The 26,362-nt window shown below is 63.4% G+C and carries 28 protein-coding genes; 17 read left to right on the top strand and 11 right to left on the bottom strand.

Translation table 11 applies throughout. The features are described 5' to 3' along the window. Positions 1-8: 8 nt before the first annotated feature. Entirely contained in the window at positions 9-914 is a 906-nt protein-coding gene (gene argB / locus AC5O5I_RS27425; RefSeq protein WP_172287983.1) for an acetylglutamate kinase, read from the top strand. A 174-nt stretch (positions 915-1,088) separates the two neighbouring features. Here the strand turns inward: argB and pyrE are convergent, their stop codons facing one another. Next, positions 1,089-1,730 (bottom strand): orotate phosphoribosyltransferase, encoded by a 642-nt coding sequence (pyrE, locus tag AC5O5I_RS27430; protein WP_003253405.1) that lies wholly within the window; start codon positions 1,728-1,730, stop codon positions 1,089-1,091. Positions 1,731-1,810: 80 nt separating this feature from the next. Here pyrE and crc point away from each other — a divergent pair, with 80 nt between their 5' ends. Next, the gene (gene crc, locus AC5O5I_RS27435; RefSeq protein WP_172229251.1) at positions 1,811-2,590 is read left to right on the top strand and encodes a catabolite repression control protein Crc; all 780 of its coding nucleotides are present in this window, start codon (positions 1,811-1,813) and stop codon (positions 2,588-2,590) included. Positions 2,591-2,723: 133 nt separating this feature from the next. Here the strand turns inward: crc and AC5O5I_RS27440 are convergent, their stop codons facing one another. Together AC5O5I_RS27440 and rph are read right to left on the bottom strand one after the other, a co-directional pair. Further along, positions 2,724-3,092 carry a DUF4870 domain-containing protein gene (locus tag AC5O5I_RS27440; protein WP_172229253.1) on the bottom strand — a complete coding sequence of 123 codons (369 nt, stop codon included), beginning with the start codon at positions 3,090-3,092 and terminating at the stop codon, positions 2,724-2,726. Between the two features lie 23 nt (positions 3,093-3,115). Further along, a complete protein-coding gene (gene rph, locus AC5O5I_RS27445) occupies positions 3,116-3,838 on the bottom strand; it encodes a ribonuclease PH (RefSeq protein WP_172229255.1) in 723 nt (240 codons plus the stop codon). 228 nt (positions 3,839-4,066) lie between these two features. On the opposite strand from rph, the gene AC5O5I_RS27450 reads away from it, so the two are divergent. Both AC5O5I_RS27450 and gmk read left to right on the top strand, forming a co-directional pair. Then, complete coding sequence (locus tag AC5O5I_RS27450) at positions 4,067-4,930, top strand: YicC/YloC family endoribonuclease (protein ID WP_172229257.1); 864 nt, start codon at positions 4,067-4,069, stop codon at positions 4,928-4,930. A 14-nt stretch (positions 4,931-4,944) separates the two neighbouring features. Next, entirely contained in the window at positions 4,945-5,565 is a 621-nt protein-coding gene (gene gmk, locus AC5O5I_RS27455; protein ID WP_172229259.1) for a guanylate kinase, read from the top strand. 162 nt (positions 5,566-5,727) lie between these two features. Here gmk and AC5O5I_RS27460 read toward each other — a convergent pair whose 3' ends face one another. The 3 genes from AC5O5I_RS27460 to AC5O5I_RS27470 form a co-directional block, all read right to left on the bottom strand. After that, positions 5,728-7,269 (bottom strand): APC family permease, encoded by a 1,542-nt coding sequence (locus AC5O5I_RS27460; RefSeq protein ID WP_494511850.1) that lies wholly within the window; start codon positions 7,267-7,269, stop codon positions 5,728-5,730. 113 nt (positions 7,270-7,382) lie between these two features. Then, positions 7,383-8,156, bottom strand: coding sequence for a gamma-glutamyl-gamma-aminobutyrate hydrolase family protein (locus AC5O5I_RS27465; protein WP_494511851.1), 774 nt, complete (start codon positions 8,154-8,156; stop codon positions 7,383-7,385). A gap of 4 nt (positions 8,157-8,160) precedes the next feature. Continuing rightward, on the bottom strand, positions 8,161-9,504 hold the full coding sequence (locus AC5O5I_RS27470; protein WP_372242450.1) for a glutamine synthetase family protein: 1,344 nt from the start codon (positions 9,502-9,504) through the stop codon (positions 8,161-8,163). 245 nt (positions 9,505-9,749) lie between these two features. Here AC5O5I_RS27470 and AC5O5I_RS27475 point away from each other — a divergent pair, with 245 nt between their 5' ends. The 5 genes from AC5O5I_RS27475 to AC5O5I_RS27495 all read left to right on the top strand — a co-directional run bounded on the left by AC5O5I_RS27475 (position 9,750) and on the right by AC5O5I_RS27495 (position 14,454). Beyond that, positions 9,750-10,622, top strand: a complete 873-nt coding sequence (locus tag AC5O5I_RS27475) for a LysR family transcriptional regulator (protein WP_172285885.1) — start codon at positions 9,750-9,752, stop codon at positions 10,620-10,622. Positions 10,623-10,827: 205 nt separating this feature from the next. After that, positions 10,828-11,091, top strand: coding sequence for a DNA-directed RNA polymerase subunit omega (gene rpoZ, locus AC5O5I_RS27480; RefSeq protein ID WP_003253383.1), 264 nt, complete (start codon positions 10,828-10,830; stop codon positions 11,089-11,091). Between the two features lie 59 nt (positions 11,092-11,150). Beyond that, the gene (spoT, locus tag AC5O5I_RS27485; RefSeq protein WP_172285886.1) at positions 11,151-13,259 is read left to right on the top strand and encodes a bifunctional GTP diphosphokinase/guanosine-3',5'-bis pyrophosphate 3'-pyrophosphohydrolase; all 2,109 of its coding nucleotides are present in this window, start codon (positions 11,151-11,153) and stop codon (positions 13,257-13,259) included. Between the two features lie 23 nt (positions 13,260-13,282). Beyond that, positions 13,283-13,663: a RidA family protein gene (locus AC5O5I_RS27490; protein ID WP_016489827.1), complete on the top strand. Its 381-nt coding sequence runs from the start codon at positions 13,283-13,285 to the stop codon at positions 13,661-13,663. Positions 13,664-13,722: 59 nt separating this feature from the next. After that, positions 13,723-14,454 (top strand): hypothetical protein, encoded by a 732-nt coding sequence (locus tag AC5O5I_RS27495; RefSeq protein WP_494511852.1) that lies wholly within the window; start codon positions 13,723-13,725, stop codon positions 14,452-14,454. A gap of 69 nt (positions 14,455-14,523) precedes the next feature. Here AC5O5I_RS27495 and AC5O5I_RS27500 read toward each other — a convergent pair whose 3' ends face one another. Continuing rightward, positions 14,524-15,381 carry an SDR family oxidoreductase gene (locus AC5O5I_RS27500; RefSeq protein ID WP_494511853.1) on the bottom strand — a complete coding sequence of 286 codons (858 nt, stop codon included), beginning with the start codon at positions 15,379-15,381 and terminating at the stop codon, positions 14,524-14,526. Between the two features lie 190 nt (positions 15,382-15,571). Between AC5O5I_RS27500 and exbB the strand changes: the two genes are divergently transcribed. From exbB to AC5O5I_RS27530, 6 genes are all read left to right on the top strand, one after another. Then, positions 15,572-16,552, top strand: a complete 981-nt coding sequence (gene exbB / locus AC5O5I_RS27505; RefSeq protein WP_494511854.1) for a tonB-system energizer ExbB — start codon at positions 15,572-15,574, stop codon at positions 16,550-16,552. Between the two features lie 3 nt (positions 16,553-16,555). Beyond that, positions 16,556-16,984: a TonB system transport protein ExbD gene (exbD, locus tag AC5O5I_RS27510; protein ID WP_003253367.1), complete on the top strand. Its 429-nt coding sequence runs from the start codon at positions 16,556-16,558 to the stop codon at positions 16,982-16,984. Next, positions 16,981-17,712 carry an energy transducer TonB gene (locus AC5O5I_RS27515; RefSeq protein ID WP_172232091.1) on the top strand — a complete coding sequence of 244 codons (732 nt, stop codon included), beginning with the start codon at positions 16,981-16,983 and terminating at the stop codon, positions 17,710-17,712. The genes exbD and AC5O5I_RS27515 overlap by 4 nt, the downstream gene beginning before the upstream one ends. A 94-nt stretch (positions 17,713-17,806) precedes the next feature. Next, entirely contained in the window at positions 17,807-18,733 is a 927-nt protein-coding gene (locus AC5O5I_RS27520) for a hydrogen peroxide-inducible genes activator (protein ID WP_087500924.1), read from the top strand. Between the two features lie 3 nt (positions 18,734-18,736). Then, a complete protein-coding gene (gene recG / locus AC5O5I_RS27525; protein ID WP_172285890.1) occupies positions 18,737-20,815 on the top strand; it encodes an ATP-dependent DNA helicase RecG in 2,079 nt (692 codons plus the stop codon). A 78-nt stretch (positions 20,816-20,893) separates the two neighbouring features. Then, complete coding sequence (locus AC5O5I_RS27530) at positions 20,894-22,297, top strand: aminoacyl-tRNA deacylase and HDOD domain-containing protein (protein ID WP_494511855.1); 1,404 nt, start codon at positions 20,894-20,896, stop codon at positions 22,295-22,297. A gap of 136 nt (positions 22,298-22,433) precedes the next feature. Here the strand turns inward: AC5O5I_RS27530 and AC5O5I_RS27535 are convergent, their stop codons facing one another. The 4 genes from AC5O5I_RS27535 to rubA all read right to left on the bottom strand — a co-directional run bounded on the left by AC5O5I_RS27535 (position 22,434) and on the right by rubA (position 24,776). Then, complete coding sequence (locus AC5O5I_RS27535) at positions 22,434-22,808, bottom strand: helicase (protein ID WP_172233151.1); 375 nt, start codon at positions 22,806-22,808, stop codon at positions 22,434-22,436. Positions 22,809-22,956: 148 nt separating this feature from the next. Then, the gene (locus tag AC5O5I_RS27540; RefSeq protein WP_172233148.1) at positions 22,957-23,256 is read right to left on the bottom strand and encodes an HU family DNA-binding protein; all 300 of its coding nucleotides are present in this window, start codon (positions 23,254-23,256) and stop codon (positions 22,957-22,959) included. A 187-nt stretch (positions 23,257-23,443) separates the two neighbouring features. Continuing rightward, positions 23,444-24,592: an NAD(P)/FAD-dependent oxidoreductase gene (locus AC5O5I_RS27545; RefSeq protein WP_494511856.1), complete on the bottom strand. Its 1,149-nt coding sequence runs from the start codon at positions 24,590-24,592 to the stop codon at positions 23,444-23,446. 16 nt (positions 24,593-24,608) lie between these two features. Next, on the bottom strand, positions 24,609-24,776 hold the full coding sequence (rubA, locus tag AC5O5I_RS27550; RefSeq protein ID WP_172228677.1) for a rubredoxin RubA: 168 nt from the start codon (positions 24,774-24,776) through the stop codon (positions 24,609-24,611). A gap of 116 nt (positions 24,777-24,892) precedes the next feature. Here rubA and AC5O5I_RS27555 point away from each other — a divergent pair, with 116 nt between their 5' ends. Then, positions 24,893-25,450: a chorismate--pyruvate lyase family protein gene (locus AC5O5I_RS27555; RefSeq protein WP_494511857.1), complete on the top strand. Its 558-nt coding sequence runs from the start codon at positions 24,893-24,895 to the stop codon at positions 25,448-25,450. Beyond that, positions 25,450-26,340, top strand: a complete 891-nt coding sequence (ubiA, locus tag AC5O5I_RS27560; RefSeq protein WP_172228673.1) for a 4-hydroxybenzoate octaprenyltransferase — start codon at positions 25,450-25,452, stop codon at positions 26,338-26,340. Before AC5O5I_RS27555 ends, ubiA begins: the two co-directional genes overlap by 1 nt. Positions 26,341-26,362 lie beyond the last annotated feature (22 nt).

Below are 26,362 nucleotides of genomic sequence, written 5' to 3' on the forward strand. Positions count from 1 at the left end.
AGCCCTGCATGACCCTCGATCGCGATGCCGCTGCCCATGTAGCCGAGGTTTTGTCCGAAGCACTGCCCTATATTCGCCGCTTTGTCGGCAAGACCCTGGTGATCAAGTACGGCGGCAACGCGATGGAAAGCGAGGAGCTCAAGACCGGCTTCGCCCGCGACATCGTGCTGATGAAGGCAGTGGGCATCAACCCGGTGGTGGTCCACGGTGGTGGCCCGCAGATCGGTGACCTGCTCAAGCGTCTGTCGATCGAAAGCCACTTCATCGATGGCATGCGCGTCACCGATTCGGCGACCATGGACGTGGTCGAGATGGTGCTGGGTGGCCAGGTCAACAAGGACATCGTCAACCTGATCAACCGCCACGGCGGCAGCGCCATCGGCCTGACCGGCAAGGACGCAGAGCTGATCCGTGCCCGCAAGCTGACCGTAAGCCGCCAGACCCCCGAGATGACCACCCCGGAAATCATCGACATCGGCCATGTAGGCGAAGTGGTCAGCGTGAACACCGACCTGCTGAACATGCTGGTGAAGGGCGACTTCATCCCGGTGATCGCGCCAATCGGCGTAGGTGCCAACGGTGAGTCGTACAACATCAACGCCGACCTGGTCGCAGGCAAGGTGGCCGAGGCGCTGAAGGCCGAGAAACTGATGCTGCTGACCAACATCGCCGGCCTGATGGACAAGCAGGGCCAGGTACTGACCGGCCTGACCACCGAGCAGGTCAACGAACTGATCGCCGACGGCACTATCTACGGCGGCATGCTGCCGAAGATCAAATGCGCGCTGGATGCGGTGCAGGGCGGCGTCAACAGCTCGCACATCATCGACGGCCGCGTGCCGAATGCTGTGCTGCTGGAGATCTTCACCGACAGCGGCGTGGGCACCCTGATTACCAACTGCAAGCCGCGCTGACTGGCTAGCTTTCACCGGCCCTGTCGCCGGCAAGCCAGCTCCCACAGAACCCCCACAAACCTTGAAACCTGTGGGGCACTTGTGGGAGCTGGCTTGCCGGCGATGAGCCGGAACAGGCGGCATAAAAAAGGCGACCTTCACAAGAAGGTCGCCTTTTTCATTGCCAGGCCAGGATCAGATCCCGTACTGCGCCCGGTAGGCCTCGACAGCCGGCAGGTGCTGCTTCAGCTGCGGGTCATCGGCCAGGAACTCCAGCACCTGGGTCAGCGAGACGATGCTGACCACAGGGATGCCGAAGTCGCGTTCCACTTCCTGGATGGCCGACAGCTCGCCATTGCCACGCTCTTCGCGGTTCAGCGCGATCAGCACGCCGGCGGCCTTGGCCTGCTGGGCGTTGATGATCTGCATGACTTCGCGGATAGCGGTTCCGGCAGTGATCACGTCGTCGATGATCAGCACGTCACCCGCCAGCGGCGCGCCAACCAGGCTGCCACCTTCGCCGTGGTCCTTGGCTTCCTTGCGGTTGAAGCACCATGGCACATCGAGCTGATGCTGATCGGCAAGGGCCACGGCGGTAGTCGCCGCCAGCGGAATGCCCTTGTAGGCCGGGCCGAACAGCACATCGAAGGGGATCTTGCTGTCGACGATGGCGGCGGCGTAGCAACGCCCCAGTTCGGCCAATGCGGAACCGGTGTTGAACAGGCCGGCATTGAAGAAATACGGGCTGGTACGCCCCGATTTCAGGGTGAATTCACCGAAGCGCAGTACACCGCGATCGATGGCAAAACGGATAAAGTCGCGCTGATACGGCTGCATGAATAGTCCCGGACACCACGGATTTAGCTAAATGGGTTGAGCTCGGGTATCATACACGCACGAGATTTTTGGGGCCATTTATGCGGATCATCAGTGTGAACGTTAATGGCATTCAGGCTGCGGCCGAGCGTGGTTTGCTCAGCTGGCTACAAGCCCAGAATGCCGACGTCATCTGCCTTCAGGATACCCGCGCCTCGGCCTTTGAACTCGACGACCCAGCTTTCCAGCTCGATGGCTATTTCCTTTATGCCTGCGACGCGGAGGTGCCCGCCCAAGGTGGTGTGGCGCTTTATTCGCGCATGCAGCCCAAGGCAGTCATCACCGGCCTGGGCTTCGAGACAGCCGACCGCTACGGGCGTTACCTGCAAGCAGATTTCGACAAAGTCAGTATTGCCACCCTGCTGTTGCCTTCGGGCATGAACGGCGACGAAGACTTGAACCAGAAATTCAAGTTGATGGACGACTTTGCCAAGTACCTGGACAAGCAGCGTCGCAAGCGCCGCGAGTACATCTACTGCGGCTCGTTCTACGTGGCGCAGCAGAAGCTCGACATCAAGAACTGGCGTGACAGCCAGCAGTCGCCGGGCTTCCTGGCACCGGAACGCGCCTGGATGGATGCGATCACCGGTGAGATGGGTTATGTCGATGCCTTGCGCGAAGTCAGCCGTGAAGGCGACCAGTACAGCTGGTGGCCGGACAACGAACAGGCCGAGATGCTCAACCTGGGCTACCGGTTCGACTACCAGATCCTCACTCCGGGCCTGCGCCGCTTCGTGCGTAACGCCCGCCTGCCGCGTCAGCCGCGCTTCTCGCAACATGCGCCGCTGATTGTGGATTATGACTGGACGTTGACCATCTAAAAAGCCGATTGGGGCTGCTTTGCAGCCCATCGCCGGCAAGCCAGCTCCCACAGGGTCACCACAGACTTCAAAACCTGTGCTGCACCTGTGGGAGCTGGCTTGCCGGCGATGGGCTGCGAAGCGGCCCCAATTGCTATTTGATCGGCCGCCAGATCATCGGGTAGCGATACGGCTTGCCTTCATTGGCCCGCACCGCCGCAATGATGATCAGGATCAGCACCGCCACCGTCAGCATGGCGAACAGCACCAGCCCGATGAACACGAACATCAGCAAAAAGCAGATGAACCCGGCAACCGTCACGCTGATCTGAAAGTTCAGCGCCTCTTTGCCCTGGGCGTCGATGAAAGGATCTTGCTCGCGCTTCAGGTGCCACAGCACCAGCGGGCCCAGCAAGTGCCCGAGCGGCACCACCAGGCCCAGCAGCGCGGAGAGGTGGCAGAACATCGCCCACTGCCGGATTTCGGCATTGGGCGGGGTGATCGACAGGTTCGAATCGCTCATGCCCCGCACCTCCCTGGCTGGGTTCAGTCGGCCAATGCCGCCTGCTGCAGCTCGAAGATTTCGTTCATGCCCTTCTGCGCCAGGGCAAGCATGGCATTGAAGTCTTCAGGCTGGAACGGCGCACCTTCGGCAGTGCCCTGCACTTCGATGAAGCCGCCGGCGCTGGTCATGACCACGTTCAGGTCGGTCTCGGCAGCGGAGTCTTCGGGGTAGTCCAGGTCGAGCACGGCTTCACCCTGGTACATGCCCACCGACACGGCGGCAATCATGTGCTTGAGCGGGTTGCCGCCCTTCAGGCCGCCACGTTTCTTGATCACTGCCAGCGCGTCGCACAGGGCGACCATGGCGCCGGTGATGGAGGCGGTACGGGTGCCGCCATCAGCCTGGATCACGTCGCAGTCGACGTACAAGGTGATGTCACCGAGCTTGCTCATGTCCAGCGCGGCACGCAGCGAGCGACCAATGAGACGCTGGATTTCCAGGGTGCGGCCACCCTGTTTGCCACGGCTGGCTTCACGCTGGTTACGCTCGCCAGTGGAGCGCGGGAGCATGCCGTATTCGGCGGTCAGCCAGCCTTGGCCCTGGCCTTTGAGGAAGCGCGGCACGCCGTTTTCCACACTGACCGTGCAGATGACCTTGGTGTCACCGAACTCGACCAGTACCGACCCTTCGGCGTGCTTGGTGTAGTTGCGGGTGATGCGGATCGAGCGGAGCTGATCGGCGGCGCGACCACTTGGACGTTTCATCTGGGATACCTGTACTGGGACTTTGAATCTGCCGAGCATTATAGAGCCCGCAGCCCGGGGAAGACATGCCTATCGTCGCTGCTGACACAGCCCGTCGCCTTTTCCTGCTGCTGCACGCCCCCCTCTGTAACATAGGCAGATTGGGCGCCAAGGCCGCACTGCGCTACAATCCTGCGCCTTGCAGCCGAGAGGCTGCCACCGTTCATTCATCTACGCGAGGTACTCCCCATGGTGCACAGCATGACCGCTTTTGCTCGTGTCGAGCGCGCCGGCAGCCAAGGCACCCTGGTCTGGGAGCTGCGTTCGGTCAACCACCGTTACCTTGAGCCGCACCTGCGCCTGCCCGAGGCCCTGCGCGACCTTGAAGGCAGCGTACGTGAAGGCCTGCGCCAAGGCCTGTCGCGGGGCAAGGTGGAATGCACCCTGCGCCTCAACGAAGACAGTAACGGCAAGCCGTTGAAGGTAGACCGCGAGCGCGCCGCGCAACTGGTCGCGGCTGCCGAGGAAGTGGCCGGCCTGATCAAGCAGCCGGCACCGCTGAACCCGCTGGAAGTGTTGTCGTGGCCGGGGGTGCTGGTGGCCGACGCCAGCGACCCGCAAGCGCTGAACGCCGAAGCCATGGCGCTGTTCGACGATGCGCTGGCCGAGCTCAAGGCCGGGCGTCAGCGTGAAGGCCAGGAACTGGCCCGCCTGATCAACGAACGGCTGGACAACATGGCCAGCGAAGTCAGCACCCTGCGCGCCCTGGTGCCGCAGATGCTGGCGGCGCAGCGGCAAAAGATCCTCGACCGCTTCGGCGACATGCAGGCCGAGCTGGACCCACAGCGCCTGGAGCAGGAGATGGTGCTGCTGGCGCAGAAAAGCGACGTCGCCGAGGAACTCGACCGCCTCAGCACCCACGTCACCGAAGTACGCCGGGTGCTCAAGGGTGGCGGTGCTGCCGGCCGGCGCCTGGACTTCCTGATGCAGGAACTCAACCGCGAGGCCAACACCCTTGGCTCCAAGGCCTTCGACCCACGCAGCACGCAAGCAGCGGTCAACCTGAAGGTACTGATCGAACAGATGCGTGAACAAGTACAGAACATCGAGTAAGGCCACCCCCGACCATGAACCACAGCAGCGGCACCCTCTACATCGTTTCGGCACCCTCGGGCGCCGGCAAGACCAGCCTGGTCAACGCCTTGACCAAGGACGACCAGCAGATCCGCGTCTCGGTCTCGCACACCACCCGCGCCATGCGCCCGGGCGAGCAGCACGGGGTGAACTATCACTTCGTCGTCCACGAGGAATTCACCACGCTGATCGAGCAGGGCGACTTCCTGGAACATGCCGAGGTGTTCGGCAACTTCTATGGCACCTCGCGCAGCGCGCTGCAACAGACCCTGGACCAGGGCTACGACCTGATCCTGGAAATCGACTGGCAAGGTGCCCAGCAGGTGCGCAAGCTGATGCCGCAGGCATTGTCGGTGTTCATCCTGCCACCAAGCCAGGAAGCGCTGCGTCAGCGCCTGGATGGCCGCGGGCAGGATAGCGAAGAGATCATCGCCGGACGCATGAAAGAAGCCGTCAGCGAGATGGTGCACTACGACGAGTATGACTACGTGATCATCAACGATGATTTCGACGTGGCGCTTGAGGATTTGAAGGCAGTGTTCCGTTCGAACCGGCTGGTGCTGAAGAAGCAGCAACAGCGCAACAGCGGGCTGCTGAAAGAACTGCTCTCCTGAAACACCGCACGGGGCTGCTTTGCAGCCCTTTCGCCGGCAAGCCAGGCTCCCACAGATACCTTGCAGAACCTGAAGGACTCGACGGACCTGAAGGACCTGAAGGACTGTGGAGATTTTGTGGGAGCTGGCTTGCCGGCGATAGGGGCGCAAAGCGCCCCCAGCTTATTCGGCCAAAGGCAGGGTAGCCTGCTGACGCAGGGTAGCCCCCAGGAAGTAAGCCGGCGCACGCATGCGCGACAGCATCATCAGCCCGATGCCCAGCACCGAGATGATCGCGGCAATCACGAACACCAGCCCCAACCCGCCCACATGCGAACCGCTGCCGAAGTCCGGCGAGGCGCTGTCGATGGCGGTACGCGCGAAGATCACCGAAAGGATCACCCCACCCACCAGCGGGCACAGGCCGCGCATGACGAAGTGGCGCAAGCTGCCGAACAGGCTGTGGCGGAAATACCACACACAGGCAAACGCGGTCAGCGAGTAGTAGAAGCAGATCATCATGCCCAGCGCGGTGATGGTATCCGCCAGCACGTTCTCGCTCAGGGTACGCATGGTCACGTAGAACAGGCCTGCGGCCAGGCCGGCGCAAATGGTTGCGTAGCGCGGGGTTTGCGACCGCGGGCAGACACTGGCGAACTTCGGCGGCACCGCGCCGTAGTAACCCATGGCCAACAGGGTGCGCGCCGGCGCCACGAAGGTCGACTGCAGCGACGCCGCCGTACTGGCCAGCACGGCGATGGACATCAGGATCGCCAGCGGCCCCATGACCGGGCCCGCCAGGTGAGCAAACACGTTTTCCTGGATACGCGGGTTGTTCAGGCCCAGGCCCGTTTCACTGATCCCGGCAAACTGCAGGGTGGCGATGGCGGTGAACAGGTATAGCCCGAGGATCAGCATCACGGTCCAGGTGGCCGCCTTGCCAGGCATCTCTTCACTGCCCACCGACTCTTCGCTGACCGTCAGGCAGGTATCCCAGCCCCAGAAGATGAAGATCGACAGCGACAGCCCTGCGGCAAAGGCCGAGAACGACTCGACACCGAACGGGTTGAACCAGGCGAAATCGAACTCCAGCGGTGGCGGCGCCGTGGTGCTGCCGAAGGCGGCGAAGGCAAAACCGATCAACACCAGCAACTGCAGGGCCACCAGGCCATATTGCACCGTCATGGTGGTGGCTATGCCGCGACAGCAGATCCACACCGCCAGGGCGATGAACACGCAACAGGTGACAATGTTGATCAACAGGTTGTCAGCCAACGCCGCCAGCTCATGCTTGCCGGTAATCTGACCAAGGAACAGGTAGAAGAAGTCGACCGCCACCCCCGCCAGGTTCGACAGCACGATGGTGGTGGCAACCACCAGCCCCCAGCCGCCGATCCAGCCAATCATCGGCCCGAAGGCACGCGCCGACCAGGTAAACGAGGTGCCGCTGTCCGGCTCTGCCGAGTTCAGCTCACGGTAGCCCAGGGCCACCAGCAGCATCGGCAGGAACCCGACGATGAACACGGCTGGCAGGTGCGCACCCACCTCGCGCACGGTCGGGCCGAGGGCACCGGTCAGGGTATAAACCGGCGCGATGGTGGAAATGCCCAGCACCACGGTAGCCAGCAATCCCAGCCGGCCTTTGGCCAGACCCTTGCTGTTGTGGGTGTTGCCCGCGTCGGCCGCCATATCGGGTGGGCGGCCGGTTTCTGTGTAATTGCTCATGAGTATTTGCCGTAAATTTTGGAATTGTTTTGGCGGGCCTTGCGCACAAGGCCCGCTTTCACTCATTGAAAGCTTGCTGCCGGGAACACGTCATCCGAGACCTTCGGCTGACGTCAGGATGCCTTCTGCCGTGCGCCCTCCCGTGCTGCGTAGGCAATGCAGGCCTCGCGAAACGCCTGAAACAGGCGCAGCGAGACCGGGTTTTCGTTGAAGCGCCATTCCGGATGCCACTGCACGCCAAGCACAAAACCCGGCGCCGCAGGCATGGACACTGCTTCGATCAGGCCGTCCGGGGCCCGTGCCTCGACGCGCAGGCCTGGGGCCAGGCGGTCAATGCCCTGGCTGTGCAGCGAGTTGACCTCGAACTGCGCGGCCAGGCCCAGGCGCTCGAACAACCCGCCTGGCTCGATGCCGACCGGGTGACGAGGGCCGTACTGCACCTCTGTCGGTGCGTCCTCAGGTTCGCGGTGGTCAAGGTAACCAGGCAGTTCCTGCACGCGCTGGTGCAGGCTGCCGCCAAGTGCCACATTCAATTCCTGGTAGCCACGGCAGATGCACAGCACCGGCACACCGGCGGCAACGGCCGCCTTCAGCAGTGGCAGGGTCAGCCGATCACGCGCCAGGTCGTGCCGGGTACCCGCCGCACTGGGGGCGCCATTGTAATGATGCGGTTCGATATTTGAAGGCGAACCGGTAAAAACAATGCCGTGCAGAAGACCCAGCAGCGCTTGCGTATCGCTGCCTGCGTCACGGGCCGGCAATATCAGTGGCAAGCCGGCAAACCCGGCTGCCTCGACATACCTGTCGCCCACTGTGTGCGACGAGTTCTTCCCCACCTGCTGACGGCAGGCGCTGACACCGATCAAGGGGACCGCAGTTGCGCTCATGGGCTTACACCGTGTGCAGGTACCAGTTGTACTCGAGGTCGGAAATCGACACTTCGAACTCGGCCAGTTCGCTTTCCTTGCAGGCCACGAAGATATCGATGTAGTCCGGGCTGATGTATTGGTTGAGGACTTCGCTGTCGTCCAGCGCGCGCAGGGCATCGCGCAGGTTGTTCGGCAGGCTCTGCTCCAGCTGTTCGTAGGAGTTGCCTTCGATTGGCGCCTGTGGCTCGACCTGGTGGGTCAGGCCGTGATGAACGCCGGCCAGGATTGCCGCCAACATCAGGTACGGATTGGCATCGGCACCGGCTACGCGGTGCTCAAGGCGCACGTTGTCGCTGCTGTCGGTAGGCACGCGTACGGCTACGGTACGGTTGTCCAGGCCCCAGCTCGGCGCATTGGGCACGTAGAACTGTGCGCCGAAGCGGCGATAGGAGTTGATGTTCGGGCACAGGAAAGCCATCGACGCCGGCATGGTTTCCAGCACGCCGCCAATGGCGTGGCGCAACGCGTCGCTTTGCAGCGGGTCGTCACTGGCGAAGATGTTCTTGCCGGTTTTCTTGTCCAGCAGCGAGATATGCACGTGTAGCCCGTTGCCTGCCTGGCCCGGATAGGGCTTGGCCATGAAGGTGGTGTCCATTTCATGGTCGTAGGCAACGTTCTTGATCAGGCGCTTGAGCAGGATCGCGTAATCGCAGGCCTTCAGCGGATCCGCCACGTGGTGCAGGTTGACCTCGAACTGCGCCGGGGCGCTTTCCTTGACGATGGCATCGGCGGGCAGGCCCTGCTCCTTGGCCGCTTCGAGCATGTCCTGCAGGCAGTCGGCGTATTCGTCGAGGTCGTCGATCAGGTACACCTGGGTCGAATGCGGGCGCTTGCCGGAGATCGGCGAACGCGGCGGCTGCGGGCGACCGTTGAGATTGTCCTGGTCGATCAGGTAGAACTCCAGCTCGAACGCGGCGCAGATGGTCAGGCCCAGGTCGTCGAACTTGCTCACCACCTGGCGCAGCACTTCACGCGGGTCGGCGAAGAACGGCTGGCCATCGAGCTCGTGCATGGTCATCAGCAGCTGGGCGGTGGGGCGTTTCTGCCACGGCTCATCGGACAGCGTGCCGGGAATAGGGAAGCAGATGCGGTCGGCATCGCCGATGTCCAGGCCAAGGCCGGTGCTTTCGACGGTGGAACCATTGATGTCCAGGGCAAACAACGACGCCGGCAGATTGATGCCTTTCTCGTACACCTTGTGCAGGCTGGCCCGCTCGATGCGCTTGCCACGTACCACGCCGTTCATGTCGGAGATCAGCAGATCGACGTACTGCGTGTCCGGATGGGCCTGGAGGAAGTCACTCATCTCGCTGGAAGAACTGGCGCACGGGGTTACCGACGTCATGGCTGTACATCCTTTGATTTGCTGCGGCGATGTGGGGATACGGCTGGCGCCTCACGGGCGACGATGGTTGCAGCTGTTGTTTTTTTCACTTTCCCATCGTGGGGACTGGTTGCCCGACCGGGCGCATTGATTCCGGGGGGCCGTTTCACTATAAAATGGCCCTGACGCAACAGACATTGGCAATTCGGCAAGCAGAGCGTGCACCAATGCAATATCAGATCACACATGCCGACCTTTCACTGGTACTGGCGCTGGAACGTGGCCGCTCCCTGGCCAAGGCCGCCGAGCTGCTGAAAGTCGACGTTTCGACCGTATTCCGCTCGATTCGCCGACTCGAGTCGGCACTCGGCACCGCGCTGTTCGTCAAGAGCCGCAAGGGCTACCTGCCGACCGACACTGCCCAGGCCCTGGCCGAGCAGGCCGAGCGCGCCGAACAGGCGCTGGAGGCGGCGCGTATCGCCATGACCAGTGGCGAGCAGGTGGTCAGCGGCACGGTGCGCCTGACCTGCACCGAGGCCGTCATGCACAGCCTGCTACTGCCGGCGCTGGCCGAGTTCATGCCCAACTACCCCGCCTTGTCGCTGGAGATGGGCACCTCCAACACCTTCGCCAACCTCAGCCGGCGCGATGCCGACATTGCCCTGCGCCTGACCAACACGCCGCCGGAGCACCTGGTGGGCCGCAACCTTGGCTCCACCTCCTATGTCATCTGCGGCCAGCCCCAATGGCGCGAGCGCCTGGACGAGGCGCCTGCCAGCGTGCCCTGGATCGCCCCCGACGACTCGATGCAGGATCATCCCACGGTGGTCTGGCGCAACCAGCAGCACCCAGGGCTGAGCCCGCGCTACCAGTGCAGTGGCATGTCGACCATCGCCCAGCTGGTCAGCACCGGGCTGGGCGTGGCGGCGCTGCCGGACTACATGGTGCATGCGCTGCCAGGGGTGGATGCGCTGAGCGGGCCGCTGCCGGGCTGCGATACCCAGCTGTGGCTGCTTACCCGCCCGGATTGTCGGGCATTGCGCTCGGTGCAGACTTTGTTCGAAGAGCTGACCCCGCGGTTGCGCGGTGCGATGCTCTGAGGTTATCGTCGGGCTCATGCATCGAGGGTGTCTGTTGCGGCCCTTTCGCGGGTAAACCCGCTCCCACAGGGTGCGCCGGCAGGCCCGAGGATAAAGCGGCCCGACAAAACAGCGCTTCCCTATTGGCTGGTGAATTTTTATACTATCGAGTCCGCCTGCCCATTATCGGGCTGCACGCCCACCGCATTTGCTACTGAGGAAGACCATGGCCCGCGTAACTGTTGAAGACTGCCTGGAACACGTGGATAACCGCTTCGAGCTGGTCATGCTCTCGACCAAGCGCGCTCGCCAGCTGGCGACCGGCGGCAAAGAGCCACGCGTAGCATGGGAAAACGACAAGCCAACCGTTGTTGCCCTGCGTGAAATCGCCGAAGGCATCGTCACCAACGAGTTCATCGCCGCTGAAGAGATCGTCACCGAGGATCCGGTGTTCGCCGCGTTCGAGGACGAGAACAACGAGGCTGTCTGATTGATGCCAGGTCGACGTCGCACGGCGCAAGGCCCTCTTCCTCGGCAGGAGGTTATCCCATGCCGGGTATAGAAGCCTTGGCCGAACGGCTGTCGACCTATCTGGGCCCTGAACAGGTCAACCTGGTCCGGCGTGCCTATTTCTACGCCGAACAGGCCCACGATGGGCAGCGCCGCCGCAGCGGCGAGCCCTATGTGACCCACCCACTGGCTGTGGCCAGCATCCTCGCCGACATGCACATGGACCATCAGAGCCTGATGGCGGCCATGCTGCACGACGTGATCGAAGACACCGGCATCGCCAAGGAAGCCCTCAGCCAGCAGTTTGGCGAGACAGTGGCCGAACTGGTAGATGGGGTCAGCAAGCTGACCCAGATGAACTTCGAGACAAAGGCCGAGGCGCAGGCCGAGAACTTCCAGAAAATGGCCATGGCCATGGCCCGCGATATCCGCGTGATCCTGGTCAAGCTGGCCGACCGCCTGCACAACATGCGCACCCTCGAAGTGCTGTCTGGCGAAAAGCGCCGACGCATCGCCAAGGAAACCCTCGAGATCTACGCCCCCATCGCCAACCGCCTGGGCATGCACACCGTGCGCGTGGAATTCGAAGACCTCGGCTTCAAGGCCATGCACCCGATGCGCTCGTCGCTGATTCACCGGGCAGTAAAAAGCGCACGCGGCAACCGTAAAGAGATCGTCGCCAAGATCGAGCAGTCGCTGGCCAACTGCCTGGCTGCCGACGGCATCGCGGGCGAGGTCAGCGGCCGGCAGAAACACCTCTATGGCATCTACAAGAAGATGCGTGGCAAGCGCCGCGCCTTCAACGAGATCATGGACGTGTACGCCTTCCGCATCATCGTCGACAAGGTCGATACCTGCTACCGCGTGCTCGGCGCCGTGCACAACCTGTACAAGCCGCTGCCCGGGCGCTTCAAGGACTACATCGCGATCCCCAAGGCCAACGGCTACCAGTCGTTGCACACCACGTTGTTCGGCATGCACGGCGTGCCCATCGAAATCCAGATCCGCACCCGCGAGATGGAAGAGATGGCCAACAACGGCATCGCCGCGCACTGGCTGTACAAGTCCAATGACGACGACCAGCCCAAGGGCAGCCATGCCCGCGCCCGCCAGTGGGTCAAGGGCATCCTCGAGCTGCAGCAACGTGCTGGCAACTCGCTGGAATTCATCGAGAGCGTGAAGATCGACCTGTTCCCGGACGAGGTCTACGTGTTCACGCCCAAAGGCCGGATCATGGAGCTGCCCAAAGGCTCCACCGCGGTCGACTTCGCCTACGCGGTGCACACCGATGTCGGCAACAGCTGTATCGCCTGCCGCATCAACCGCCGCCTGGCGCCACTGTCCGAACCGCTGCAAAGCGGCTCGACGGTGGAGATCGTCAGCGCCCCGGGCGCACGGCCGAACCCGGCCTGGCTCAACTTCGTGGTCACCGGCAAGGCGCGCACGCACATCCGCCACGCGCTCAAGCAGCAACGCCGCTCCGAGTCCATCAGCCTGGGCGAACGCCTGCTGAACAAGGTGCTCACCGGCTTCGACAGCAGCCTGGAGAAAATCCCGCAGGAGCGCGTCCAGGCAATTCTTGCCGAATACCGCCTGGAACTGATCGAAGACCTGCTCGAAGACATCGGCCTGGGCAACCGCATGGCCTACGTGGTCGCGCGCCGCCTGCTGTCGGCCGAAGGCGAGCAGTTGCCGGCGCCGGAAGGCCCGCTGGCGATCCGCGGTACCGAAGGCCTGGTGCTGAGCTACGCCAAGTGCTGCACGCCAATCCCGGGTGACCCGATCGTCGGCCACCTGTCGGCCGGCAAGGGCATGGTGGTGCACCTGGAAAACTGCCGCAACATCAGCGAAATCCGCCACAACCCCGAGAAGTGCGTGCAGCTTTCGTGGGCCAAGGACATCTCGGGCGAGTTCAATGTCGAACTGCGTGTCGAACTGGAGCACCAGCGCGGCCTGATCGCCCTGCTGGCCAGTAGCGTCAACGCCGCCGACGGCAACATCGAGAAGATCAGCATGGACGAACGCGACGGCCGTATCAGCGTGGTCCAGCTGGTGGTCAGCGTGCACGACCGCGTGCACCTGGCGCGTGTGATCAAGAAGCTGCGTACCCTGACCGGAGTGGTCCGCATCACCCGCATGCGTACGTAGTCCGCCAACCGCAAGGAGTCATCATGAGCAAGACCGTCATTACCAGCGACAAAGCCCCTGCCGCTATCGGCACCTACTCGCAAGCGATCAAGGCCGGCAACACCGTATACATGTCGGGCCAGATCCCGCTGGACCCAAAGACCATGGAACTGGTCGAAGGCTTCGAAGCCCAGACCGTGCAAGTGTTCGAGAACCTCAAGTCCGTGGCTGAAGCTGCAGGCGGTTCGTTCAAGGACATCGTCAAGCTGAACATCTTCCTTACCGACCTGAGCCACTTTGCCAAGGTCAACGAGGTGATGGGCCGCTACTTCGAGCAGCCGTACCCGGCCCGCGCCGCCATCGGCGTTGCCGCACTGCCAAAAGGCGCTCAGGTCGAAATGGACGCCATCCTGGTCATCGAATGATGCCTCGGGTGACGGGCGCCCTGCCCGTCACCCTCCCTTCTCTGCAAGGTTTCCCCGTCATGCGTCAAGCACTGCCCCTCGCGCTGGCAGCCCTGCTACTGGGCGGCTGCGCCAGCCACAAACCTGAAGATTTCAACGGCACCTGGATCAACCAGGACGCCATCAAAGCCGCCGTCAAAGGCAACAGCCTGCGCCAGGCCCTGAACCAGCATGGCCCGGTATTCGAATGGAAGCTCGACGTCGCCAACCACCAGGCCAGCTTCAGCAATGGTTTCGAGGCTGCCGACGGCCAGCTGAGCGCGGTTGAAAAACAGCTGCAGGCCACTTTCCTTGGTGGCCAGACCGAGCAGCTGGAGCTCGATGGTGACGAACTGCTGACCAGCGACCAGAGCGGCAGCAAACAGGCATTCGTCCGCGTGACGAACCCCGTCGCGGGCAACGCGCCATTGGGCAGCAGCTTTGAAAAAGCGCTGTACCAGGCTTACCTGGGTGGGGAATGGAAAATTCTCGAAGGCCAGGGTCAAGGCGCGAAAGTGCGCTTCGGCGATACCGGTAGCGTGACCGGCCTGCCAGGCCCGGACCGCTTCGCCCTGTGCCTGGCCGGCGATTGCGCGACCATGGGTGGCAGCAACGACAGCCTGTGGCTGGAGCGCAACCAGCGTGGTGCGCCGTTCATCATCAAGCGCGATGGCGACAAGCTGGAGATCTTCCAGGCGGTGAACCGTGCGCAGTCGGATGAAATGCCACAGTTGGCCGCGGGTACGCGTCAGTGGGTGCTGGAGAAGGACTGAAAGCGACTGAACTCGCGCTTGGACCTTATCGGCCTCTTCGCGGGTTCACCCGCGAAGAGGCCGGCAGTCTCAGCGCACGCCTTTCAGGATTGCCGCATAGCCTTCCTTGTAACTCGGATACACCGGCGCCCAGCCCAATGCGCGCGCGCGGGCGTTGCTGCAGCGCTTGCTGCCGGTACGCCGCACCCGCTGCTCATCGGACCACTCTGTGACCCCCATATACCCACGCAGCCAGGCCACTACATCGGCCAGCGGCGCCGGGTCGTCGTCGACACCGATGTAATAGTCGTCCAACACCTTGCCGTGGGCGTCGGCCTGCAGCAGGAACGCCAGCAGGCTGGCGGCATCCTCGGCATGGATGCGGTTGCCATAGAGGGGCGGCTCATCGGCCACGCGGTAGCCTTGGCGCACCTGGCTCAGCAGCCACTCACGGCCGGGGCCATAGATGCCGGTCAGGCGCACCACGCTCGCCGGCATACCGCTGGCCAGCGCCAGCTGCTCGGCCTCAAGCATCACCCGCCCGGAATAGCCTTCAGGCTCGGTGGCCGCGCTTTCCTCGATCCATTCCCCGTCTTTTTGCGCATACACGCTGCTGCTGGAAACGAACAGCAGGCGACGCGGGCGCTGGCCACGTTCGGCCAGCCAGGCCAGCACATGGCGCAGGCCGTCGACATAGGCCGCCTGGTAACCCGCCTCGTCGTGCTGGCTGGCCGCCACGCAATACACCAGGTAGTCCGGCGCGCGCTGCGGCCAGGCTGGCGGAATCGATGCGTCGGCAAGGTCTGCGGCAACCGGCACGACACCTGCGGGCAGCTGCGCGACCGCGCGACGCAGGCCGCTTACCTGCCAGCCGCGGGCCAGCAATTGCCGGGCAAGACGCCCACCTACATCACCACATCCCACCACCATTACGGAAAGGTCTGACATCTCTAAACTCCCTAGACCAGTTGATCAGCCCAGCCACGCTACACGATGGGCGGCTAGACCATAGGCGAAAAAAGCAACAAGATTACTTTTGTTAACAAGAATTACTTGCAATAATGGCCGCCAATTTGTTCTCGGCCAATCTCGAGGCCTTGGAGAACGTTCACTTTTTTCTTCATCAGGTCCGGCCAGCATGACACGTATTCAACCTTCCGCTTCGCCAACCCCGTCGCGCGCCTGGCGCGCCATCGCCGCGCTGACCCTCAGCCTGGTGCTGGCCCCGGTAGCCATGGCCGATGAGCCAACCGCCAACAGCACCACCCCTGCCGCCGCCTCTGCCCCAGCTGCACCTGCAGCGGCACCGGCTGCCGATACCCAGGCGCCAGCTGGCGACGCCTCTGTCAAACCGGCTGATGCGCCAGCTGCAGTAGACCCGAGCGTTGAAGCCCTGGTCGAAGACACTTCGCTGGGCATGGCCCACGACCTGTCGCCGTGGGGCATGTACAAGAACGCCGACATCGTGGTGAAGATCGTCATGATCGGCCTGGCAATCGCCTCCATCATCACCTGGACCATCTGGATCGCCAAGGGCTTCGAGCTGATGGGCGCCAAGCGTCGCCTGCGTGGTGAAATTGCCCAGCTGAAGAAGTCCGCCACCCTCAAGGAAGCCAGCGAAGTCTCCAACAAGGAAGGCACCCTGGCCTACACCCTGGTCCACGACGCTCTCGAAGAAATGCGCCTTTCGGCCAACGCTCGCGAGAAAGAAGGCATCAAGGAACGCGTCAGCTTCCGTCTGGAGCGCCTGGTACACGCCAGCGGCCGCACCATGAGCAACGGCACCGGCGTGCTCGCCACCATCGGTTCCACCGCACCCTTCGTCGGCCTGTTCGGTACCGTCTGGGGCATCATGAACAGCTTCATCGGCATCGCCAAAACCCAGACCACCAACCTGGCCGTGGTCGCCCCGGGCATCGCCGAAGCCCTGCTGGCCACCGCCCTGGGCCTGGTCGCGGCCATTCCGGCCGTGGTCATCTACAACGTCTTCGCCCGCTCCATCGCCGGCTACAAGGCCCAGGTGTCCGACGCCTCCGCTCAGGTATTGCTGCTGGTCAGCCGTGACCTGGACCATCAGGGCAGCGAGCGCGCTGCCCCGCACATGGTGAAAGTGGGGTAAGCCATGGGCCTGCATCTCAACGAAGGTGGCGACGACCTCGCCGAAAACCACGAAATCAACGTTACGCCGTTCATCGACGTGATGTTGGTGCTCCTGATTATCTTCATGGTCGCCGCCCCCCTGGCCACGGTCGACATCAAGGTCGATCTGCCGGCCTCGACCGCCAAACCGGCGCCGAGGCCTGAAAAACCGGTGTTCGTCAGCGTCAAGGCCGACCAGAAGCTGTATGTCGGCGACGATCAGGTAGCGGCACCCGACCAGCTTGGCCCGATGCTCGACGCCAAGACCAAGGGTGACAAGGAAACCACCATCTTCTTCCAGGCCGACAAAGGCGTGGATTACGGTGACCTGATGGAAGTGATGAACAACATGCGCGCGGCCGGCTACCTGAAAGTCGGCCTGGTCGGACTAGAGACGGCAGCCAAGAAATGACAAAAACGCGCTCGAACATGGCGCGCTACGGTGGCAGCCTGGCGATCGTGCTGGGCGTGCACGTGGTCGCCGTGCTGCTGACGCTCAACTGGTCGGTGCCTCAGGCCATCGAACTGCCCCCGGCAGCGATGATGGTCGAACTGGCACCGCTGCCGGAGCCCGCGCCGCCACCACCTCCTAAAGCCGCCCCGCAGCCACCGGCACCGGTAGAAGAACCGCCGCTGCCAAAGGTGGTGGAAGCGCCGAAACCCAAGATTGCGATCCACAAGCCGCCCAAGCCGAAGGTCAAGCCGCAGCCGCCCAAACCCGAGAAAAAGCCTGAGCCGCCCAAGGAAGCACCGCCAACCGAGCAGACCGTAGACGCCCCGCCCAGCACCGCGCCACCGCAGAAATCCGCGGCACCGGCACCGAGCATTGCGTCCAACAGCAACGCCTTGCCTACCTGGCAGAGCGACCTGCTGCGCCACCTGGCCAAGTACAAGCGGTACCCCGAAGACGCGCGCCGCCGCGGCCTGCAGGGCATCAACCGCCTGCGCTTCGTGGTCGACGCCGAGGGCAAGGTAGTGTCGTACGCCATGGCAGGTGGTTCGGGCAGTGCAGCACTGGACCGGGCGACCCTGGAAATGATTCGTCGGGCCGGCAAGGTACCCAAGCCGCCGCCCGAGTTGCTGAACAATGGCACGATCGAAGTCGTGGCACCGTTTGTCTACTCGCTTGACCGCCGCTGAGACTTTTGGTTCTGTCACAAATCGGCAAGTCTGATAACGTGCGTCTATCAATTGCAGCCGCTATGCTGGGCCCGCAACTTCATGGACGCACGTTATGACCCTCACAGAATTACGCTACATCGTCACACTCGCCCAGGAACAGCACTTCGGCCATGCCGCCGAACGCTGCCACGTGAGCCAACCGACCCTGTCGGTCGGTGTGAAGAAGCTCGAGGATGAGCTTGGCGTGCTGATCTTCGAACGCAGCAAGAGCGCGGTGCGCCTGACCCCGGTCGGCGAGAGCATCGTCGCCCAGGCCCAGAAGGTACTGGAGCAGGCCCAGGGCATTCGCGAGCTGGCCCAGGCCGGCAAGAACCAGCTGACCGCCCCGCTCAAGGTGGGTGCCATCTATACCGTCGGCCCCTACCTGTTCCCGCACCTGATCCCGCAACTGCACCGCGTAGCGCCGCAGATGCCGCTGTACATCGAAGAAAACTTCACCCACGTGCTGCGCGAAAAACTGCGCAACGGCGAACTCGACGCAGTGATCATCGCCCTGCCGTTCAACGAAGCCGACGTGCTGACCCTGCCGCTGTACGACGAACCGTTCTGCGCGCTGATGCCCGCCGACCACCCGTGGACGGCAAAAAAGACCATCGACACCGCCATGCTCAACGACAAGAGCCTGCTGCTGCTCGGTGAGGGCCACTGCTTCCGCGATCAGGTCCTCGAAGCCTGCCCAACCCTGAACAAGGGTGGTGAAGGCTCCAGGCACACCACGGTCGAATCCAGCTCGCTGGAAACCATCCGTCACATGGTCGCATCGGGCCTTGGGGTATCGATCCTGCCGCTGTCGGCAGTGCACAGCCATCACTATGCACCCGGGGTCATCGAGGTGCGCCCACTGACTGCACCGGCACCGTTCCGCACGGTAGCCATCGCCTGGCGCGCCAGCTTCCCACGGCCCAAAGCCATCGAGATCCTCGCCGACTCGATCCGTCTGTGTTCGGTGGCCAAGGCCCCTGCAGAACAACCGGCCTGAGTCATGAGTGAGCTGTCGAAAGTCCCGGTCACCGTGCTCAAAGGGGTTGGCGAAGCCATGGCGGAAAAACTCGCCAAGGTCGGCCTGGAGAACTTGCAGGACGTGCTGTTCCACCTGCCCCTGCGTTATCAGGACCGTACCCGCGTGGTGCCGATCGGCCAGCTGCGGCCCGGCCAGGACGCGGTGATCGAGGGCGTGGTCAGCGGCGCCGACGTGACCATGGGCAAGCGTCGCAGCCTGGTGGTGCGCCTGGGCGACGGCACTGGGGTGTTGAGCCTGCGCTTCTACCACTTCAGTAACGCGCAAAAGGAAGGCCTTAAGCGTGGCACTCACCTGCGCTGCTACGGTGAAGCGCGCCCCGGTGCCTCGGGCCTGGAAATCTACCACCCGGAGTACCGCGCGCTTAACGGCGACGAGCCGCCGCCACCGGTCGAGCAGACCCTGACGCCGATCTACCCGTCCACCGAAGGCCTCACCCAGCAACGCTTGCGCCTGCTGTGCCAGCAAAGCCTGAGCCTGCTCGGCCCGCGCAGCCTGCCCGACTGGCTGCCGGACGAGCTGGCCCGGGACTACCAGCTGGCGCCGCTGGACGATGCCATCCGCTACCTGCACAACCCGCCGGCGGACGCCGACCTCGACGAGCTTGCCGAGGGCCAGCACTGGGCCCAGCACCGCCTGGCCTTCGAGGAGCTGCTGACCCACCAGCTGTCGCAGCAACGCCTGCGCGAGAGCCTGCGCAGCCTGCGGGCACCGGTATTGCCCAAGGCCAAGCGCCTGCAGGCGCAGTACCTGGCCAACCTCGGTTTCCAGCCCACCGGCGCGCAGCAGCGGGTGGCCAACGAAATTGCCTATGACCTGAGCCAGCACGAACCGATGCTGCGCCTGGTGCAGGGTGACGTGGGCGCCGGCAAGACCGTGGTCGCCGCCCTGGCTGCGCTGCAAGCGCTGGAGGCCGGCTACCAGGTGGCGTTGATGGCGCCCACCGAGATCCTCGCCGAGCAGCACTACATCACCTTCAAGCGCTGGCTCGAACCGCTGGGCATCGAAGTCGCCTGGCTGGCCGGCAAGCTCAAGGGCAAGGCCCGGGTCAGCGCCCTGGAGCAGATTGCCAACGGCGCACCCATGGTGGTCGGCACCCATGCGCTGTTCCAGGAAGAAGTGAAGTTCAAGCATCTGGCACTGGCGATCATCGACGAACAGCACCGGTTCGGCGTGCAGCAACGTCTGGCCCTGCGCAAGAAAGGCGTGGCCGGCGAGATGTGCCCGCACCAGCTGATCATGACCGCAACGCCCATCCCGCGGACCCTGGCGATGAGCGCCTACGCCGACCTGGACACCTCGGTACTGGACGAACTACCCCCCGGGCGCACCCCGGTGAACACGGTACTGGTGGTCGACAGCCGGCGCTTCGAAGTGGTCGAGCGGGTCCGCGCGGCCTGCGCCGAGGGGCGCCAGGCCTACTGGGTGTGCACCCTGATCGAAGAGTCCGAAGAACTGACCTGCCAGGCGGCAGAAAGCACCTACGAGGAGCTTGGCAGCGCCCTGGGCGAGCTGCGGGTGGGGTTGATCCACGGGCGAATGAAGCCGGCGGAAAAAGCCGAGATCATGGCCGAGTTCAAAGCCGGCAACCTGCAGTTGCTGGTCGCCACCACGGTCATCGAGGTGGGCGTGGACGTGCCCAATGCCAGCCTGATGATCATCGAGAACCCCGAGCGCCTGGGCCTGGCTCAGTTGCACCAGCTGCGCGGCCGGGTAGGCCGGGGCAGCGCCGTCAGCCATTGCGTGCTGCTGTACCACCCGCCGTTGTCGCAGATCGGCCGCGAGCGGTTGGGCATCATGCGCGAAACCAACGATGGCTTCATCATCGCCGAAAAAGACCTGGAGCTGCGTGGTCCGGGCGAGATGCTGGGCACTCGCCAGACCGGCCTGCTGCAGTTCAAGGTCGCCGACCTGATGCGCGACGCCGACCTGCTGCCGGCCGTGCGCGACGCGGCACAGGCGCTGATCGCACGCTGGCCCGATCATGTCAGCCCGCTGCTCGACCGCTGGCTGCGGCATGGCCAGCAATATGGCCAAGTGTGACGCCAGTCCCAGAATGGATCCAGATTTGCCCCGGGGCTGGTTATACTTCGCGTTTAAAAGAATCAGTGGATACGGACCATGACTGAAGTTGCCCTGGACACCGCAACCCCACATGCACCCTCTGTCATCAGGCTGCTGCTCGACAAGCTTGGCGTAGCCTACCGCGAGGTGGCCGAAGATTCGCACCTGCCGGCAGCGTCGCGGGTACAGGCCGTGCTGCTCGACGACGAGGTCGGCGCCCTGATGGTGCTGTTCCCGCAGAGCCAGCTGCTGGACCTGAACCGGCTGACGGAACTGACCGGCCGCAAGCTGACTGCGGTGTCGATGCCTCGCCTGAAGCAGATGCTCGACAAGCACCAGCTCAAGGCCCTGCCGGGCATACCGGCCCTGACCAGCTCACCGAGCCAGTACGAAAAAACGCTGCTCGACGCCGAAACCGTCTACATCCAGTCCGGCGAAGCCGGCCTGTTGCTGGCAATCGAGCGTGCGCATTTCAAGCGGATGCTGGCCAAGGCCAGTGCCAGCACGTTTGGGCAGGAGGTCGAGGCGATCAACCCCAACCTCGATCGCCCCGATGATGACACCCACGAAATCAGCCAGGCGGTACAAGCCTTTACGGCCCGGCGAATCCAGAAACGCCTGGAAGAAACCATCGAAATTCCGCCGCTGGCCGACACCGCACAGAAGATCATCAAGCTGCGGGTAGACCCTAACGCCAGCATCGACGACATCACCGGCGTGGTCGAAACCGACCCGGCGCTGGCGGCGCAGGTGGTGAGTTGGGCGGCATCGCCTTACTACGCCTCACCGGGCAAGATCCGCTCGGTGGAAGACGCCATCGTGCGCGTGCTGGGCTTCGACCTGGTGATCAACCTGGCCCTGGGCCTGGCACTGGGCAAAACCCTGAGCTTGCCGAAAGACCACCCGCAACAGGCCACGCCTTACTGGCAGCAATCGATCTACACCGCCGCGATCATCGAAGGCCTGACCCGCGCCATGCCACGGGCTGAACGCCCCGAGGCGGGCCTGACCTACCTGGCCGGCCTGCTGCACAACTTTGGCTACCTGCTGCTGGCGCACGTGTTCCCGCCACACTTTTCGCTGATCTGCCGCCACCTGGAGGTCAACCCGCACCTGCACCACACCTATGTAGAACAGCACCTGCTGGGCATCAGCCGCGAGCAGATCGGCGCATGGCTGATGAAGCTGTGGGACATGCCGGAGGAACTCCAGACCGCGCTGCGCTTCCAGCACGACCCTGCTTATGACGGCGCGTATGCTGCATTCCCCAACCTGGTGTGCCTGGCAACCCGCCTGCTGCGCTCGCGAGGAATTGGCTCGGGGCCGCAGGAAGAGATACCTGACGAGCTGCTGGAGCGGCTGGGGATTACCCGGCACAAGGCAGACGACGTGGTGAACAAGGTGCTCGAAGCCGAGAGCCTGTTGCGGGAGCTGGCCTCGCAGTTCCACGCACCGCACTGACATCAAATGGGGCCGCTTTGCGGCCCAATCGCCGGCAAGCCAGCTCCCACAGGAACACCACTTCCCTCAGGCGTGTACCGAACCTGTAGGAGCTGGCTTGCCGGCGATTGGGCTGCAAGGCAGCCCCCTACAAATTTCAGCCCTTCTTCTTCGGTTTCAGGTATTTCATCAAGCCCTGAAACCACATCACCAGCGCCGGGTTGCCCTTGATCTGGATATTCTTGTCCTGAATCCCCTGCATGAACGCCAACTGCTTGTTGCTCGCCTGCAGGGTGGCAAAGCCATAGGCAGCGTCCTTGAACGCAATGGCGAAGGCCGGCTGCGGGTGTGCACCGCCTTTACTGCCAATCCGCTCGTTACTGACGATGAAGTGCCGGGCGACCTTGCCGTCCAGAGTCTGCATCTGGAACACCAGGTCCTTGCCCTTGAGCTGCTGCTGGAATGCCGGGTTTTTACGGCTGGCCCTGGCCATCAACAGCCCCATGGCCCAGAGAAGAAAGCGGAACTTCATCAACGCGCCTCGAATTAAAAATGACTAAGGCGCGCAGTTTATCCTCTTCCAGAACTATTTACGCAAATTCGGAGCATTTTGCCTTCAGAAAGCACAACGGGCGCTCTGGGGCGCCCGTTTGGCTGACACTGGGATAGTCAGGCAGCGATCACTTGCCCTTCTTGGCCGGCTTGGCAGGCACGTTGACGCTGTCCTTCAGGTTTTTGCCTGGTTTGAAGGCCACGGTATTGCTGGCTTTGATCTTGACCGGCTCACCCGTCTGCGGATTCTTGCCGGTACGCGCGCCGCGATGGCGTTTTTCGAAGGTGCCGAAACCGACCAGGGTCACGGTGTCCTTGTCCAGGGCACCGGTGATGCTGTCGAGAATCGCGTTCAAAACCTGATTGGCCTTTTCCTTGGTCAGATCGGCCTTTTCGGCGATGACTGCGGCGAGTTCTGGTTTGCGCATAGTGAAGCCTCTTTGACGGAATTCTTGTTGTTATGCCGTGCTGCCTCGGGGAGCAGCGCTCAAGGCACCGCAGGCTCTAATCTGCGGCAGACGGAAGTGAGAATGGCACGTGCACCGGGGCCGCGCCAGTATCTGGGCGGCCATTGTGCAGGCAACAACAGGATAAAACCGACAGAACGACCGCTGTTTACGCCATCAGCGGCGGCAGTTGGCGATTCAGCGCCAGCCTTTCCATCACGGCTGCACCCGTCAGTGCGTAGCCCAGCAGTTTGCCGTCGGCATCCAGGCACAGCACCTTGAGGTCACTGCCCTGCCCCTCTACCTGCCAGGTACCTTCGCGGCCCTGAGGCGGCGGCGAAACGACCAGTGGGCAAGCAGGGGTTTTTACGGTAATCGGCATCGGCCCGTAGGCAACCGCCGTCGGTGTCCCGCTCAGGGTTTGCGCCAGGGCCCTGGCACAGCTCATCAGCGGCATTACATAAAGCAGGTTGATGCCATCGACCTCGGCACAGTCGCCAAGCGCGTAGATATTGGCGTGCGACGTGCGCAGCTGGCGATCGACAGTTACGCCGCGGTTGGTCTGCAGGCCGGCGGCGGCGGCCAGGTCGGTACGCGGGCGCAGGCCGATGGCCGAGACCACCAGGTCGCAGGCGATCACGCTGCCATCCGACAGATGCGCCTCCAGGCCATGAGCTGCCTGCTGCAGGCGGGTCAGCACCGGGCCAAGGTGGAAACGCACACCCAGGGCTTGCAGCCCGGCCTGCACGGCGCTGGCAGCAGCCGGATGCAGCAAGGTTGGCATGACCTGCTCGCACGGCGCGACGACGTCGACCTGAAAACCGCCAAGGCTCATGTCGTTGGCGAACTCGCAACCGATCAGGCCGGCACCGAGGATCAGTACCCGCTGCTTGCCATCAGCTGCAGCCCGGAAGCGCGCGTAGTCTTCCAGGTCGTTGATCGGGAACACCAGCCGGCTGCCATCGCCCTCGATCGGCACCTGCACGGTCTGGGCGCCCCATGCCAGCACCAGGTCGCGATATTCCACGGCTTCTTCGCCGATCCACAGGCGCTTGTGGCCCGGATCGATGCCGCTGATACGGGTGTGGGTGCGTATCTCTGCGTTCAGTTGCTCGGCCATGGCACCCGGCTCGGCCATGCACAGGCCATCGGCGCCTTTGTGCTTGGCAAAGCCGGTGGAGAGCATGGGCTTGGAGTAGGACCGACCGTCATCGGCGGTGATCAGCAGTAGCGGCGTCTGCGTATCGAGCTTGCGAAACTCGCGGGCCAGGTTGTAGCCCGCCAGGCCGGTACCGATGATTACCACGGGGGACGTCATGTCGTGCTTTCCTCTATCAGCCGATGAAGATCATTTCAAAGTCGCTTTTGCCGACGCCGCAATCAGGGCACAGCCAGTCTTCCGGTACATCTTCCCAACGGGTGCCAGGGGGGATGCCGTCGTCCGGCCAGCCCTCGGCTTCGTCATAAATCAGGCCACAAACAATACACTGCCATTTTTTCATCAGGCTCAGTCCTCACACAGGGTAGGGCTTTGTAGCGGCCCTGCCGGCAGTATGCAAGCAGTCAGGGCAATCATGCTAAGCTCGCCGCCTCTCTGGCTGTAACAAAGCATACCAACGTGTCGTACGAATCCCCGCAAGCAGCCGCTGTCGCGTGGCTGCCGTATTCACAGCTGGCGACCGACATCGACCAGCCGATCCTTGACTGGCTGTTCGACGAGGGCTCGCTGACTCGCCGCCTGACCCGCCTGGCCAATGACCAGTTTTCCGTCACCCCACTGTTCGAGGGCTGGCAGCCGCTGCGCGATGACGAATGCCAGGCGCTGGGTATCGCTGCGGGTGCCGAAGGCTGGGTGCGCGAGGTGTACTTGCGTGGCCATGGCCAGCCTTGGGTGTTCGCCCGCAGCGTTGCCAGCCGCAGTGCCCTGGAGCGCGGCGGCCTGGACCTGAAAACCCTGGGCAGCCGTTCGCTGGGAGAGTTGCTGTTCTGCGACCAGGCGTTCATCCGCCACCCGATCGAGGTCTGCACTTATCCACAGGCCTGGCTGCCGCCTGCAGCGGCCGATGCAGCGCTCTGGGGGCGTCGCTCGCGCTTCGAACGTGGTGGCCTGGAACTGCTGGTAGCAGAAGTGTTTCTGCCGGCAGTGTGGCAAGCGGCCAAGGAGGATAACCGCTGATGTACCTGCAACTGCTGAAGTCGCTCAACCGTCTGCACCCGCGCGCGTGGGACTTTGTCCAGCTCAGCCGCATGGACCGGCCGATCGGTATCTACCTGCTGCTGTGGCCAACCCTGTCGGCAGTGTGGATTGCCGGCAACGGTTCGCCGACCTTGGCCAACGTGCTCATATTCGGTCTGGGCGTGGTGCTGATGCGCGCTGCCGGCTGCTGCATCAACGACTTTGCCGACCGCAAGGTGGACGGCCACGTCAAGCGCACCGCCGACCGCCCCCTGGCCAGTGGCCGGGTCCGGCCACGCGAGGCACTGGCGCTGTTCGCCATCCTGGTCGGGGTGAGCTTCCTGCTGGTGCTGTGCACCAACAGCCGCACGGTGTGGCTGTCGTTCGGCGCCGTGGCCCTGGCGTTCTGCTACCCGTTCATGAAGCGCTACACCTACTATCCGCAGGTGGTACTGGGGGCAGCGTATTCCTGGGGCATCCCCATGGCCTTCACTGCCGCAGGTGGCGGGCTGCCGGCCAGCGCCTGGCTGCTGTATATCGCCAACCTGCTGTGGACGGTGGGTTACGACACCTACTACGCCATGGTCGACCGCGATGACGACCTGAAAATTGGCGTGAAGTCGACCGCGATCCTGTTCGGCGAGGCCGACCGCAACATCATCCTGACCTTGCAGCTGCTATCGCTCGGCTGCCTGTTGCTGGCGGGCAGCCGTTTCGAGCTGGGTGGCTGGTTCCACCTGGGGCTGCTGGGTGCGGCGGCGTGCTTCGCCTGGGAGTACTGGTCGACGCGCAAGCTGGACCGGGACGCGTGCTTCAAGGCGTTCCTGCACAATCATTGGGCGGGGTTGCTGGTGTTCATCGGGGTGGTGCTGGATTACGCGTTGCGTTAATGCTGATGGCGCTATCGCCGGC

The sequence above is a fragment of the Pseudomonas sp. 9_2_1 genome (assembly GCF_059295275.1).